At 62.9% G+C, this 11,619-nt stretch carries 13 protein-coding genes and 1 pseudogene; 10 read left to right on the top strand and 4 right to left on the bottom strand.

Translation table 11 applies throughout. From position 1 onward, the window contains the following. Nucleotides 1-142: 142 nt before the first annotated feature. From codA to IRZ77_RS26850, 3 genes are all read left to right on the top strand, one after another. Nucleotides 143-1,384, top strand: coding sequence for a cytosine deaminase (gene codA / locus IRZ77_RS03045; protein ID WP_196172816.1), 1,242 nt, complete (start codon nt 143-145; stop codon nt 1,382-1,384). Between the two features lie 228 nt (nt 1,385-1,612). After that, nucleotides 1,613-2,599, top strand: a complete 987-nt coding sequence (locus tag IRZ77_RS03040) for a DNA-binding protein (protein WP_085598924.1) — start codon at nt 1,613-1,615, stop codon at nt 2,597-2,599. A gap of 55 nt (nt 2,600-2,654) precedes the next feature. Then, entirely contained in the window at nt 2,655-2,825 is a 171-nt protein-coding gene (locus tag IRZ77_RS26850; protein ID WP_219928554.1) for a DUF6021 family protein, read from the top strand. Nucleotides 2,826-2,933: 108 nt separating this feature from the next. On the opposite strand, the gene IRZ77_RS03035 is transcribed toward IRZ77_RS26850, so the two are convergent. Further along, nucleotides 2,934-3,185, bottom strand: a complete 252-nt coding sequence (locus IRZ77_RS03035) for a hypothetical protein (RefSeq protein ID WP_013972652.1) — start codon at nt 3,183-3,185, stop codon at nt 2,934-2,936. 8 nt (nt 3,186-3,193) lie between these two features. After that, nucleotides 3,194-3,694, bottom strand: a complete 501-nt coding sequence (locus IRZ77_RS03030) for a DUF4142 domain-containing protein (protein ID WP_135001931.1) — start codon at nt 3,692-3,694, stop codon at nt 3,194-3,196. Between the two features lie 152 nt (nt 3,695-3,846). On the opposite strand from IRZ77_RS03030, the gene IRZ77_RS03025 reads away from it, so the two are divergent. Then, nucleotides 3,847-5,415, top strand: coding sequence for a sensor domain-containing diguanylate cyclase (locus IRZ77_RS03025; protein ID WP_135001930.1), 1,569 nt, complete (start codon nt 3,847-3,849; stop codon nt 5,413-5,415). Nucleotides 5,416-5,543: 128 nt separating this feature from the next. On the opposite strand, the gene IRZ77_RS03020 is transcribed toward IRZ77_RS03025, so the two are convergent. After that, nucleotides 5,544-6,053, bottom strand: a complete 510-nt coding sequence (locus IRZ77_RS03020; protein WP_196172813.1) for a GNAT family N-acetyltransferase — start codon at nt 6,051-6,053, stop codon at nt 5,544-5,546. 166 nt (nt 6,054-6,219) lie between these two features. Between IRZ77_RS03020 and IRZ77_RS03015 the strand changes: the two genes are divergently transcribed. Then, nucleotides 6,220-6,687 carry a sterol desaturase family protein gene (locus tag IRZ77_RS03015; RefSeq protein ID WP_046614187.1) on the top strand — a complete coding sequence of 156 codons (468 nt, stop codon included), beginning with the start codon at nt 6,220-6,222 and terminating at the stop codon, nt 6,685-6,687. A gap of 118 nt (nt 6,688-6,805) precedes the next feature. Here the strand turns inward: IRZ77_RS03015 and IRZ77_RS03010 are convergent, their stop codons facing one another. Next, nucleotides 6,806-7,699 carry a bile acid:sodium symporter family protein gene (locus tag IRZ77_RS03010; protein ID WP_046614186.1) on the bottom strand — a complete coding sequence of 298 codons (894 nt, stop codon included), beginning with the start codon at nt 7,697-7,699 and terminating at the stop codon, nt 6,806-6,808. A gap of 185 nt (nt 7,700-7,884) precedes the next feature. On the opposite strand from IRZ77_RS03010, the gene IRZ77_RS03005 reads away from it, so the two are divergent. The 5 genes and pseudogenes from IRZ77_RS03005 (at nt 7,885) to IRZ77_RS02985 (ending at nt 11,617) form a co-directional block, all read left to right on the top strand. Beyond that, nucleotides 7,885-8,748, top strand: coding sequence for a Dyp-type peroxidase (locus IRZ77_RS03005; protein ID WP_046614185.1), 864 nt, complete (start codon nt 7,885-7,887; stop codon nt 8,746-8,748). Nucleotides 8,749-8,837: 89 nt separating this feature from the next. Next, a complete protein-coding gene (locus tag IRZ77_RS03000) occupies nt 8,838-9,746 on the top strand; it encodes an aldo/keto reductase (protein WP_108480849.1) in 909 nt (302 codons plus the stop codon). Nucleotides 9,747-9,750: 4 nt separating this feature from the next. Then, entirely contained in the window at nt 9,751-11,034 is a 1,284-nt protein-coding gene (locus IRZ77_RS02995; RefSeq protein WP_108480850.1) for an NTP/NDP exchange transporter, read from the top strand. A gap of 205 nt (nt 11,035-11,239) precedes the next feature. Beyond that, nucleotides 11,240-11,359, top strand: a pseudogene (locus IRZ77_RS02990) (general stress protein); the annotation flags it as partial. A gap of 60 nt (nt 11,360-11,419) precedes the next feature. Beyond that, the gene (locus tag IRZ77_RS02985; RefSeq protein WP_085598937.1) at nt 11,420-11,617 is read left to right on the top strand and encodes a hypothetical protein; all 198 of its coding nucleotides are present in this window, start codon (nt 11,420-11,422) and stop codon (nt 11,615-11,617) included. The last annotated feature ends 2 nt before the right edge of the window (nt 11,618-11,619 follow it).

Below are 11,619 nucleotides of genomic sequence, written 5' to 3'. Positions count from 1 at the left end.
CTCCCACAGGTACTGCGCAGACTTCAAGGCTGTGGTTTACCTGTGGGAGCTGGCTTGCCGGCGATAGGGCCAGTAGCAAATACCACAAGGCTTGGGCCACTATGCTGGTAGGGGCCACCCGCAAAGCCCAGGGAGAAGCATCATGAACATCATCAACGCACGCCTGCGCGGCAGGTCCGGCCTGTTTCGCATCGAACTCGACGGCGAACGCATCGCCGCCATCGTGCCTCAGGCCGAAGGGGTGGCGGTGCGCGCTGCCGATGACCTGGATGCCGGGCAGAACCTGGTAGTGGCGCCTTTCATCGAGCCGCACATCCACCTGGACGCCACGCTGACAGCCGGCGAGCCGCGCTGGAACATGAGCGGCACCCTGTTCGAAGGCATCGAGCGCTGGGCCGAGCGCAAGGCAATCACAACCCACGACGACATCAAGAACCGCGCGAAAAAGACCATCGGCATGCTGGTGGACCATGGCATCCAGCATGTACGTACCCATGTCGATGTCACTGACCCCACCCTGACCGCGCTCAAGGCCATGGTCGAAGTGCGTGAAGAAGTGCGTCACCTGCTCGACCTGCAGATCGTCGCCTTTCCCCAGGAGGGTATCGAGTCGTACGCCAACGGCCGGGCGCTGATGGCCGAAGCGGTGGCGATCGGTGCCGACGTGATTGGCGGCATCCCGCATTTCGAGAACACCCGCGATCAGGGCGTGTCTTCGGTCAAGTTCCTGATGGACCTGGCCGAGCGCACCGGCTGCCTGGTGGATGTGCATTGCGACGAGACCGACGACCCGCAGTCGCGCTTTCTCGAAGTGCTGGCCGAAGAGGCGCGGGTTCGCGACATGAGCGCCCGGGTGACAGCCAGCCATACCGTGGCCATGGGCTCGTACGACAATGCCTACTGCTACAAGCTGTTTCGCCTGTTAAAGCAATCGGGTATCAATTTCGTGTCTTGCCCGACCGAGAGCATTCACCTGCAAGGGCGTTTCGACAACTACCCGAAACGCCGCGGCGTCACTCGCGTGGCCGAGCTCGACCGGGCCGGGATGAACGTGTGCTTTGGCCAGGATTCCATCGTCGACCCCTGGTACCCGCTGGGCAATGGCAACATCCTGCGTATTCTCGAGGCCGGCCTGCACATCTGCCACATGCTTGGCTACGAAGACCTGCAACGCTGCCTGGACCTGATTACCGACAACAGCGCCCGCACCCTGCACCTGGGCGAGCGCTACGGCATCGAGGTGGGGCGGCCCGCGAACCTGTTGCTGCTGTCGGCGCCGGACGATTACGAAATGGTGCGCAGCCAGGGACATGCACTTGTGTCGATACGCAACGGCAAGGTGTTGATGCGTAGAACACCTGCCAGGGTCGAGCACTACACCTGACGCTGCCTGCCTCAGCCCTCTGCAACGCCCCGCCGGCTTCAAGCCGAGCGGGGCGTTTTGCTGTCTGGCGTACTGGTTTGTTCTCTCGTATGGCCTTCATGAACCAATCACATGTGATAAGCCGTGATTATTCCACCATAGGAAATGTTTGCGCGGGCAATGGTCTGTCTCCATAATTGGTATGTAAATACATACTACATAACACGGTACAAAATCGTAGGAGCAAGCATGGCCCGGGGCGGTATAAACAAGGTTGTAGTGCAGCAGGCACGTCAGGCGCTGATTGCCCGGGGCGAGAACCCCAGCATCGATGCCATACGTATCGAGCTGGGCAACACCGGCTCCAAGACCACGATTCACCGCTACCTGAAAGAATTGAACGGCCAGCAGCCCGTGGCTTCCGAGGGCGGCATTGCGCTGAGTGATGTGCTGAGCCGGATGGTCGGGCAACTGGCAACCCAGTTGCAGGACGAGGCCGACCTGAAGATCGAGCAGGCCGAAAGCACCTTCACTCGACAGCGCGAACAGCTGGAGGCACAGCTGGCGATTGCCCAGCAGGCCCTGGCAGCGGCGCACCAACAGCATCAGATCGATGTGGCCGCACTGGCCGCCGAATCGGAAAAGCTGCTCTCCACCCAAAGCACCCTGCAGGCCGAACAGCTGCGCAGTGCCAGCCTCAACCAGTCGCTGGGCGAGTTGCAGGTACGCCTGGCCGACAAGGACGAGCAGGTAAGATCACTGGAAGACAAGCACCGTCATGCCCGCGATGCGCTGGAACACTACCGCAACGCCAGCCGCGAACAGCGTGAACAGGAGCAACGTCGCCACGAAGCACAGCTGCAACAGTTGCAGGTGGAGGTGCGTCAGCTGCAGCAAGGCATGATCGTCAAGCAGGACGAGCTGACCCGCCTGCACCGCGACAACGAGCGCTTGTTGGGCGAGCACCGCCAGGCCGCCAGCGCCTGCAGGGCGCAGGACGAATTGCTGGAGCAGCGCGACGCGCAGATCCAGGGTTTGCGAACGATCCTGGCCCAGGCGCAGGGTGCCAGCGAGGAAATGCGTCGGCAGCTGGATGTGCAGGCCCAGAACCTGGAGGCCAGGCGCGACTTGTGCACGGAACAGGCTCGCCAACTGCAGCAGCTCGAGGAGCAGCTGAAGCAACGTGATGAAGCGTTGGTTCAATGCCGAGCCCAGCTAGCTGCGGATACAGATTAATCAAACTTTTCCTGGCCGGTGGTTTCTTCCCTAGACACTCACCGGAGAAAGCCTCATGCCTGAACCACAACAGCCAGGAAAACATCCCCAAGGGCCGCATTCGTCCGAGCAGGCGAACAAACGCCAGGACTTGGGTTTCGATCCCGATTCGCCAGATGTGGAGGATCCGCAAGTCGACCCTCAAGGGCCTGCCAAGCCACCGCGGGACGTCGAAAAAGCACCGTGAAGGTAGCATTTGTCGCAAAGGGCCGCTCAGCGGCCCTCGCGATCAACACGGCACTGCTTGGGGCAGGCTGTCTCGAGGCCTTGGCCAGGCAAGCTAAGCTCGCTTGACTCAGGACTCTGCCTGCCTGGCTGCCTCCACGCCCGCAGCCGAGAGTTTGATGGGGTAGTTCACGCTGATCTGGTGGTCGCTGCTCACCGCAACGCTGCCATCCTGGATCAAACCGGCCTCCTGCAGCGTCTTGAGCATACCGGCCACGGCTTTCTCGCCCCGGTAGTTGTCCAGCACTTCCTTGCCGAGCCCCTGGGGGTGAGCATGCAGCAGGCGAGTCAGCACTTCGGCTTTCAATGCATCGTTACTCATGGCGGCCCTCACTTGGCGTGTTTGGCCTGAAGCGCCTTGGCGTGCTCCAGATGCTGTTCCAGCTTGGGCAGGGTTTCGCTGGCAAAGGCCTTCAATTCAGCCTTGTCAGAAGATGCCGCTTCCTTCTTGAACAACTCCACCGCCTTTTCGTGAGCGTCGACCTGGTTGTTGACGTAAGACTTGTCAAACGACTCCTCCCGCCATTCCAGGATCATTTTCTTGACCTTGTCGGTTATTGCCGCCTCATCGGGTACGGAAATATCGAGCTTGCGAGCGATGTCGCCAAGTTTCTGATTGGCCTGGGTGTGGTCGGTGACCATCTGCTGGGCGAAGGTCTTGATTTCGGCATTCTGAGTTTTTTCCAGAGCCAGCTTGCCAGTGACCACTTCGGCAATACCGGCCTCGGTGGCCGCTTCGACGAAGTCATCGGAACTCGCCGCCATAGCCTGTACCGATGCCAAGCCCAACACCATGGAGAAACCGACGCGCTTGATGAAGAGACTGCTCATGCTTCACTCCTTAAACCGTGGCGCGACCTCAGTGTCGCGTACGGTTGATGGTGAACCGAGGGCAAAGGTTTAATCTTTTTACTGGCCGGCCGCGCCCAGGTGGCGCTGAACTATAGTGAAAGGCGGCGAACGCGGTATGGCTAGGGATTTCAATGTGTGCAGCCAGGAAACAGGATGAGGACGGGTTCTTCGCGGTAACCGGCGAGGGCCGCGCCGTGGCGCTGTTCCGCCTGGTACTGGCGTTCATGCTGGTGGTGATGCTGGCCTTCGTCGTGGTTGAAGGCTGGCGTATCTGGCGCGATTACCGGCACGCCTTCACCAACGCCGAGAACATGGTCACCAACCTGGCCCGGGCCACGGCACAGCATGCCGAAGACGCCATCCGCCAGGTCGATGCAATTACCGCGGCGCTGGCCGAGCGCCTGGAGGGCGACGGCTTCGAGCACATCGACCGGCCGCGTCTGCATGCCTTGCTGGTGCAGCAGAAAAGCATCATGCCGCAATTGCACGGGTTGTTCGTGTATGGCCCGGATGGCAGCTGGATCGTGACCGACCAGGCGGTAGTCCCGCCCAATGCCAACAATGGCGACCGCGACTATTTCATCTACCACCGCGACCATACAGACCGTGGCGTACACATCGGCTCGGTGGTGCGCAGCCGTTCCACTGGCGACCTGATCATCCCCATTTCACGGCGCCTGCAATATGCCGATGGCAGCTTCGCCGGGGTGTTGCTGGGCACCATCAAGGTGGAGTGGTTCGTGCGTTACTACGGCGACTTCAAGATCGACGAACGCGGCGCGCTGGTGCTGGCCAAGCGTGACGGCACCATCCTGGTACGGCGGCCGTTCGTCGAGCAGGTGGTGGGCCGCAGCCTGAGCAGCAGCGAGATCTTCCGCAACCACCTGCCGCACGCAAGCGAAGGGGTGGCCGAAGCGGTCGCCGTGGTGGACGGTACGCCACGGTTGTATGGCTATCGCGCGCTGGGCAGCTACCCACTGGTAGTGGAGGCGGGGTTGTCGCGGGAATCGATCGTCGCGCCCTGGCGGCACGATGCTATCAAGTCGGTGGCGGTGTTGCTGCTGTTGCTGGTGGGGCTGGCGGCCTTTGGTGGCGTGGTGCTGCGCCAGTTGCGCGAGCGTATCGTCATCGAGCGGGCGCTGCTCCAGGCACACCAGACCCTGAAGGCCCTGGCACTGACCGACAGCCTGACCGGCCTGGGTAACCGCCGTCGGCTGGATGCCGTGTTCGAGCCGGAGCTGCGCCGTGCACGACGCCAGGGCTATCCGCTGGCGCTGGTGATGCTCGACCTGGATTACTTCAAGGCCTACAACGACCGTTACGGGCACCCAGCGGGCGACCAGTGCCTGCGGCGCTTTGCCGAGATGCTGCAGCAAGCACTGAAGCGGCCGGCCGACCTGGCTGTGCGCTATGGGGGCGAGGAGTTCACACTGCTGCTGCCTGATACCGATGCTCGCGGGGCGGAACTGCTGGTGCAGGAAGTACAACAACTGTTGCGTCGGCAGCCGCTGGAGCATGCGGGCAGCCCACTGGGGCGGGTATCGTTCAGTGCCGGGATTGCCGTGGGTGACCTGGCGCGGGAGGGAGTGACGGCCGAGCGCCTGATGGCGGCAGCGGATGCGGCGCTGTACCAGGCCAAGCGCCAAGGGCGGGACAGGTATTGTGTGGCAGAAGGTTCAGTGGTCAGTGTCGATGAATGAAGGCCCTGATGCCTGTACCGGCCCCATCACCGGCAAGCCAGCCCACAGGTGATGTGCAGCTCTTTTGCACTGCGCGGTCCCCGTGGGAGCTGGCTTGCCGGCGATGGGGCTGCAGAGCAGCCCCGGGTCTAGTAATCCAAGCCAAGGCGCATCGCACAGCGGCCCTCAAGGCCATGGGCACGCTCGCTGGCCAGAATCTGCTGCAAGCGTGCATCCAGCAGCCCCTCATCGATAACCTCGAAACCCATGCGCGCGTAGAACGGCGCATTCCATGGCACATCGGCAAAGGTGGTCAGGGTCAGCTCCCGCACCCCGGCCTGACGCGCCGCATCGATCACCTGCAGCAGCAGCTTGCGCCCGATACCTTGCCCCTGGGCCTCCCGGTGCACCGAAATTTCATGAAGATGCAGCGCACGATCCTCGAGCCGGGCACAGGCAAATCCCATAATGCGCCCATCCGGCTCTTCGGCCACCCAGCTACCGCCAGCTTCGACAAATGCCTGATGGGCGCCGCAGTCCATCACATCTCCTTGCGCCAGCCATGCCAGCGCCGGCCGGACGGCAAAGGCCTGGGCAGCCGAGCGTTCGACGCCCGGTAGCCATGGAATGTCGTGCTCGAGGGTAGGGCGAATGCGCATGAAGAAGTCCTTTCCAGTTGTACGTCCTGGCCTGCCGTCAGCACCTGAGGCTGCAATTGCCAGCGCACCGAGCTTACACCTTTCGTCATCCGGTCACGCCTGCATGGAAAAAAACGCGGGCAATCGGTACCCTTGCGCCTTCCCTTGCCATCCCCCGGACCGTTCCATGCTGTTCAATCTCGCCGTACTGTTCGGCACCCTGGTGGCCATGGAGGGCGTTGGCACGCTGGCTCACAAGTACATCATGCATGGCTGGGGCTGGTGGCTGCACCGCTCGCACCATGAGCCGCAACTGGGCATGCTCGAAACCAATGACCTGTACCTTGTGGCCCTGGGGCTGATCGCCACGCTGCTGGTGGCCATGGGCAAGAGTGGCCTTGCACCCTTGCAGTGGGTGGGTGGCGGGGTGGCGGGGTACGGCGTGCTGTATGTCGTGGCCCACGACGGGTTGTTTCACCGGCACTGGCCACGCAAGCCACGGCCGGTCAACCGCTACCTCAAGCGTTTGCATCGCGCGCACCGGTTGCATCATGCGGTGAAGGGGCGTACGGGGAGTGTGTCGTTCGGGTTTTTCTATGCTCCGCCGCTGAAAGTGCTGAAGCAGCAGATGCGGCGTAAGCGCAGCCATTTGTAAAAACCTGTACCGGCCCTATCGCCGGCAAGCCGGCTCCCACAAGGACAGCGCCAGCCCTCAGCCCAGCACTGTACCTTTGGGGGCTGGCTTGCCGGCGATAGGGCCACAAGCGGTACCTTCAATTTACGGTTTCACCCTTGGGCTGCGTCGCTACATGCCCGCGGCTTACCCACCAGCCGAACGCCGCTGCGGTAAAGAACATGATCAGGCTGTACAGCGCCGCCGGCACCGCCATGGTGGCGTTGTTCAGCAGCGAAGGGCTCAATGCCAGGGCAATCGCCAAGGTGCCGTTGTGGATGCCGATCTCCATGCCGATGGCAATCGCCTGGCGCTTGGGGATGTTCAACAGGCGCGGCACCCAGTAGCCCACGCCCAGGCTCAGCAGGTTGAACAGCAGCGCCGCCAGGCCCACTACCGGCGCATACGCAACCACGGTCTGCCAATCCTTGGCCAGCGCCAGGACGATGGTGAACGCCAGGAACAATGCGGCCACCAGCTTCATCGGCTTCTCCATGCGCGCGGCAAAAGCGGGTGCGAAGCGGCGAACCAGCATGCCCAGCGCCACCGGCAGCAGGACGATGGCGAACACCTGCATCACCTTGGCAAACTGCAGCGGTATGGCCTGGTCCGATGCCATGAACCAGCTCAACGACAGGTTCACCAGCAGTGGCATGGTCAGGATCGCGATCAGCGAGTTGACCGCCGTCAGGGTGATATTCAACGCCACATCGCCATGGGCCAGGTGGCTGAACAGGTTGGCCGTGGTGCCGCCTGGCGAGGCGGCCAGCAGCATCAGCCCCACCGCCAGGGCCGACTCCAGGCCGAAGCCGTTGGCAATCAGGAAGCACACCAGCGGCAGCAGCAGGATCTGACAAACCAGGCCTACCACCACCGGCTTGGGGTACTTCACCACGCGGGCGAAGTCGGCCAGGGTCAGTGATAACCCGAGGCCGAGCATGATGATGCCCAAGGCCAGCGGCAGAAAGGCGGTGAGCAAAGGTGAGGCGGTCATGGGCAGTCACTCGGACGAAGGATCCCGAGCAGTGTAGGTCGGCCCTGATTGATAGCTAATTGCAAAGCGCCATCACTTGGTAACCGTTTGTTTCCAAGTGCAGCGGCCGGTGAGGCTGTATGCCTCGTTGCAGTGGGCCTGCTGGCACAGTAGCATTCCTGCTTTTTACCGAGGATTAGCCTGTCATGCCGTTCCAGCAAGGTCTGCTTGCCACCCCGGTGCCGGCCCACGCCCGTCACCTGTTCTTCACCCTGCAGTCGCCCGAGGCCCTGCCTGCTGCGCTCGATGCCTTGCTGCCGCAGGTCGATGGCGAACAGTTGATCATGGGTGTCGGCGCCCCGCTGGCCAAGGCCTTGGGCCGTGAAGTACCTGGCTTGCGAGCGTTCCCTCAGCTGGATGCTGCGGTCGAAAACCCCAGCACCCAACACGCCCTGTGGCTGTGGCTGCGTGGCAACCAGCGCGGTGACCTGCTGCTGCAGGCCCAGGCCCTGGAGCAGGCATTGGCACCGGCCTTGCGCCTGGCCGACAGCGTCGACGGCTTCCTGCACCGTGGCGGCCATGACCTGACCGGCTATGAGGACGGCACCGAAAACCCGGTGGACCAGGAGGCCGTGCAGGCGGCCATTGGCGCCGATGGCTCCAGCTTTGCCGCTTTCCAGTTGTGGAAGCACGACCTGGAGTACTTCAAGTCGCTGCCCCAGGCCGACCAGGACAACATCATCGGCCGTCGCCTCAGCGACAACGAAGAGCTCGAGGACGCCCCCGAGTCCGCCCACGTCAAGCGCACTGCCCAGGAAAGTTTCGAACCAGAAGCGTTCATGGTTCGTCGTTCGGTGGCCTGGGCCGACCAACGTGGCGCTGGCCTGGCCTTCGTGGCCCTGGGCCATAGTTTCGATGCGTTCGAGGTGCAGCTGCGGCGCATGAGCGGCCTGGAGGACGGCATCATCGACGGCCTGTACCGCTTCAGCCGGCCACTGACCGGTGGGTACTACTGGTGCCCGCCCATGAGCGAGACGGGTATCGACCTGAGCCTGCTGCTGCACGTCTGATCGCTAAACATCCAGATACAGAAACACCGGACGCAGCGGGGTACAGCGGCTAGCCTTGGAAATTTCCGCTTCATGACGGGAGCTTTTCCATGTACGCACGTCGTGATGTCCTACGCGCGGGTGCCACCCTTGGCTTGCTGGCCGCCAGCCCCTGGTTGCACTCCGCTGCCCCGGAGGGTTTGCTGACCCGCAACGTGCCGACCACCGGTGAAGCGCTGCCGGTGATCGGTGCAGGAACTTCCGGCAGTTTCGAAGTGCAAGCCGGCTCGGCTCAGTACCAGCAGCTGAAACTTGTACTGAAGGCGTTCTTCGAAGGCGGTGGCCGGGTCATCGACACCTCGCCCAACTACGGCGGCGCCGACAGCATTCTTGGCCAGTTGCTGGAAGAGGGCGGCTGGCACCGGCAATGCTTCATCGCCACCAAGATAGCCGCCGACAGCCGGGCAGACGCCGAAGCGCAATGGGCCGGCAGCCTCGAGAGCCTGCGCACCGACAAGGTCGACTTGCTGCAGATCCACAACCTGCGGGACTGGCAGACCCAGCTGGCCTATGCCCGCGAATTGAAGCAGCAAGGCAAGACCCGCTATGTCGGTATCACTCATTACCTGAACAGTGGCCAGGACGAGGTCGCCCGGATCGTGCGCAGCGAACCGCTGGACTTCATCCAGATCAATTACTCGGTCAATGCCCCCGACGCGGCCCGCGAACTGCTGCCGCTGTGCCAGGACAAGGGCGTTGCCGTGCTGATCAACCGGGCATTCGACGATGGCCGCCTGTTCGCCCGGGTGAAGGACCAGGCCTTGCCCGGCTGGGCGGCAGAGGCGGGTATCGGCAGCTGGGCGCAGCTGTTTCTGAAGTTCGCCATCAGCCACCCGGCGGTGACCACGGTCATCCCAGCGACCAGCCGGCCCGAGCGCCAACTTGACCAGCTCAGGGCCGGGCACGGGCCGTTGCTGACCCAGGCGCAGCAACAGGCGCTGATCAAGCAGTTTGCCTGACCCCATGGCAGCCTGGCGGCGGCGCCTGGATCAGGGGTTGAACATCCAGCCCGGCGAATGGCCGGCGGTTACCGCCGGTTTGCTGTTGTTCTACCTGTTGTTCACTGGCTATTTCATGCTGCGCCCGGTGCGCGAAACCATGGGCGTTGCCGGTGGCGTGGACAACCTGCAATGGCTGTTCACCGGCACCTTCATTGCCACCCTGGTGTGCCTGCCGTTGTTTGGCTGGCTGGCCTCCAAGGTGCCGCGCCGACGCATCCTGCCCTGGACCTACGGCATTTTCGCCAGCAACCTCCTGCTGTTCGCCGTGCTGTTTGCCCGCAATTCCGATGCTTCGTGGACGGCTCGGGCCTTCTATATCTGGTTGTCGGTGTTCAACCTGCTGAGCATCTCGTTGGCCTGGAGCGTGCTCGCCGACCTTTTCTCAACCGCGCAAGGCAAGCGCCTGTTCGGCCTGCTGGCGGCCGGGGCCAGCCTGGGTGGGCTCAGTGGCCCCATCATGGGTACGCTGCTGGTGGCGCCGCTGGGCCATGCCGGGTTGCTGGTGCTGGCCGCCGCGTTTCTGCTGGGCAGCATCGGCGCTACGTTGTACCTGCAACGCTGGCGAACGCGGCACCCACTGCCTGCGCAAGCCGAGCGGGCAGATTCACGGCCACTGGGCGGCAACCCGTTTGCCGGTGCCACTGCCGTACTGCGCTCGCCCTACCTGCTGGGCATTGCCCTGTTCGTGGTGTTGCTCGCCAGCGTCAGCACCTTCCTGTATTTCGAACAGGCGCGCATCGTCAGCGAAACCTTCACCGACCGTACCCGGCAAACCCAGGTGTTCGGCCTGATCGACACCGTAGTACAGGCCTTGGCCATCCTTACCCAGGTGTTTCTCACCGGTCGCCTGGCCCGCCGAATGGGGGTGGGCGTGCTGCTGGTGGCGGTGCCGCTGGTGATGGCCGCGGGTTTCATGTGGCTGGCACTGGCCCCGGTGTTCGCCGTGTTCGTGGTGGTGATGGTGGTGCGCCGGGCCGGTGAATACGCGCTGGTGCGGCCGGGGCGGGAGATGCTGTTCACCGTGCTGCCCGCCGAGGACAAGTACAAGGCCAAGAACTTCATCGACACGGTCGTCTACCGCGGCGGTGATGCATTGAGTGGCTGGCTCAAACGAGTGCTGGACGTAATGGGCGAGCACCCGCAACTGGCGATGCTGATCGGTACGCTGATTGCCTTGGGCTGGGCGATGACCGGAGCCTGGCTGGGAAGGCGACAGGCACGCCTGGATAGCACATCGCACGACTGACAGGCGCGCAAAATATGCTGATGCCGCTTATTTAATGCCGCTGGTCCGAACGCTTCGCATTAAACCGAATCCGCCGAAATGACCGAACTCCCAACAGGTGTACGGCAGGTAATGCCGTGCATTCCGAAGTCATACGAGGTTTAAGACCATGGCCAACAAAGAGAACAGCCGCACCGGCAACCAGCAAGGCAGCCAGGGTGGCAACAAGAACCCGGGCAACTTTGCCAATGACCGCGAAAAAGCCTCCGAAGCTGGGCGCAAGGGCGGCCAGCAATCCGGAGGTGGCCGTACCAGCGAATCGGGCCGCAAGGGCGGCCGTTCGTAAGTGAGGCTGCGCAGTGCCCGGGTGATCGGGCACTGCGATTCTGCACAAGAGGAGAACCCCATGCGATTGATCCCTCTGATGGCGCTGGTGGGCACACTTGGCGTGCTGGGTGGCTGTTTCGACCGGGACAACGACCACCCGGCAAAGGATGCCGACCAGAGCAAACCTTCGCTGCAGATGCAGCAACCCGGCGACAAACCTGCTCCCCAACCTGCGCCGGACCCTGAGCCGATGCCCGGCCAGAAACCCAGCCAATAAAA

The sequence above is a fragment of the Pseudomonas pudica genome (assembly GCF_015680405.1).
GTDB lineage: Bacteria > Pseudomonadota > Gammaproteobacteria > Pseudomonadales > Pseudomonadaceae > Aquipseudomonas > Aquipseudomonas pudica.
Note: the sequence above shows the minus strand (reverse complement) of the source record. Positions and strands in the feature narration are given on the sequence as shown.

Excerpts from the sequence above, each read along its gene's own strand:
- IRZ77_RS03030 (WP_135001931.1), bottom strand. The coding sequence starts at position 3,694 with ATGAGCAGTCTCTTCATCAAGCGCGTCGGTTTCTCCATGGTGTTGGGC.
- IRZ77_RS03020 (WP_196172813.1), bottom strand. The coding sequence starts at position 6,053 with ATGCGCATTCGCCCTACCCTCGAGCACGACATTCCATGGCTACCGGGC.
- codA (WP_196172816.1), top strand. The coding sequence starts at position 143 with ATGAACATCATCAACGCACGCCTGCGCGGCAGGTCCGGCCTGTTTCGC.
- IRZ77_RS03035 (WP_013972652.1), bottom strand. The coding sequence starts at position 3,185 with ATGAGTAACGATGCATTGAAAGCCGAAGTGCTGACTCGCCTGCTGCAT.
- IRZ77_RS03005 (WP_046614185.1), top strand. The coding sequence starts at position 7,885 with ATGCCGTTCCAGCAAGGTCTGCTTGCCACCCCGGTGCCGGCCCACGCC.
- IRZ77_RS03010 (WP_046614186.1), bottom strand. The coding sequence starts at position 7,699 with ATGACCGCCTCACCTTTGCTCACCGCCTTTCTGCCGCTGGCCTTGGGC.
- IRZ77_RS02995 (WP_108480850.1), top strand. The coding sequence starts at position 9,751 with ATGGCAGCCTGGCGGCGGCGCCTGGATCAGGGGTTGAACATCCAGCCC.
- IRZ77_RS03040 (WP_085598924.1), top strand. The coding sequence starts at position 1,613 with ATGGCCCGGGGCGGTATAAACAAGGTTGTAGTGCAGCAGGCACGTCAG.
- IRZ77_RS03025 (WP_135001930.1), top strand. The coding sequence starts at position 3,847 with ATGTGTGCAGCCAGGAAACAGGATGAGGACGGGTTCTTCGCGGTAACC.
- IRZ77_RS03015 (WP_046614187.1), top strand. The coding sequence starts at position 6,220 with ATGCTGTTCAATCTCGCCGTACTGTTCGGCACCCTGGTGGCCATGGAG.
- IRZ77_RS26850 (WP_219928554.1), top strand. The coding sequence starts at position 2,655 with ATGCCTGAACCACAACAGCCAGGAAAACATCCCCAAGGGCCGCATTCG.
- IRZ77_RS02985 (WP_085598937.1), top strand. The coding sequence starts at position 11,420 with ATGCGATTGATCCCTCTGATGGCGCTGGTGGGCACACTTGGCGTGCTG.
- IRZ77_RS03000 (WP_108480849.1), top strand. The coding sequence starts at position 8,838 with ATGTACGCACGTCGTGATGTCCTACGCGCGGGTGCCACCCTTGGCTTG.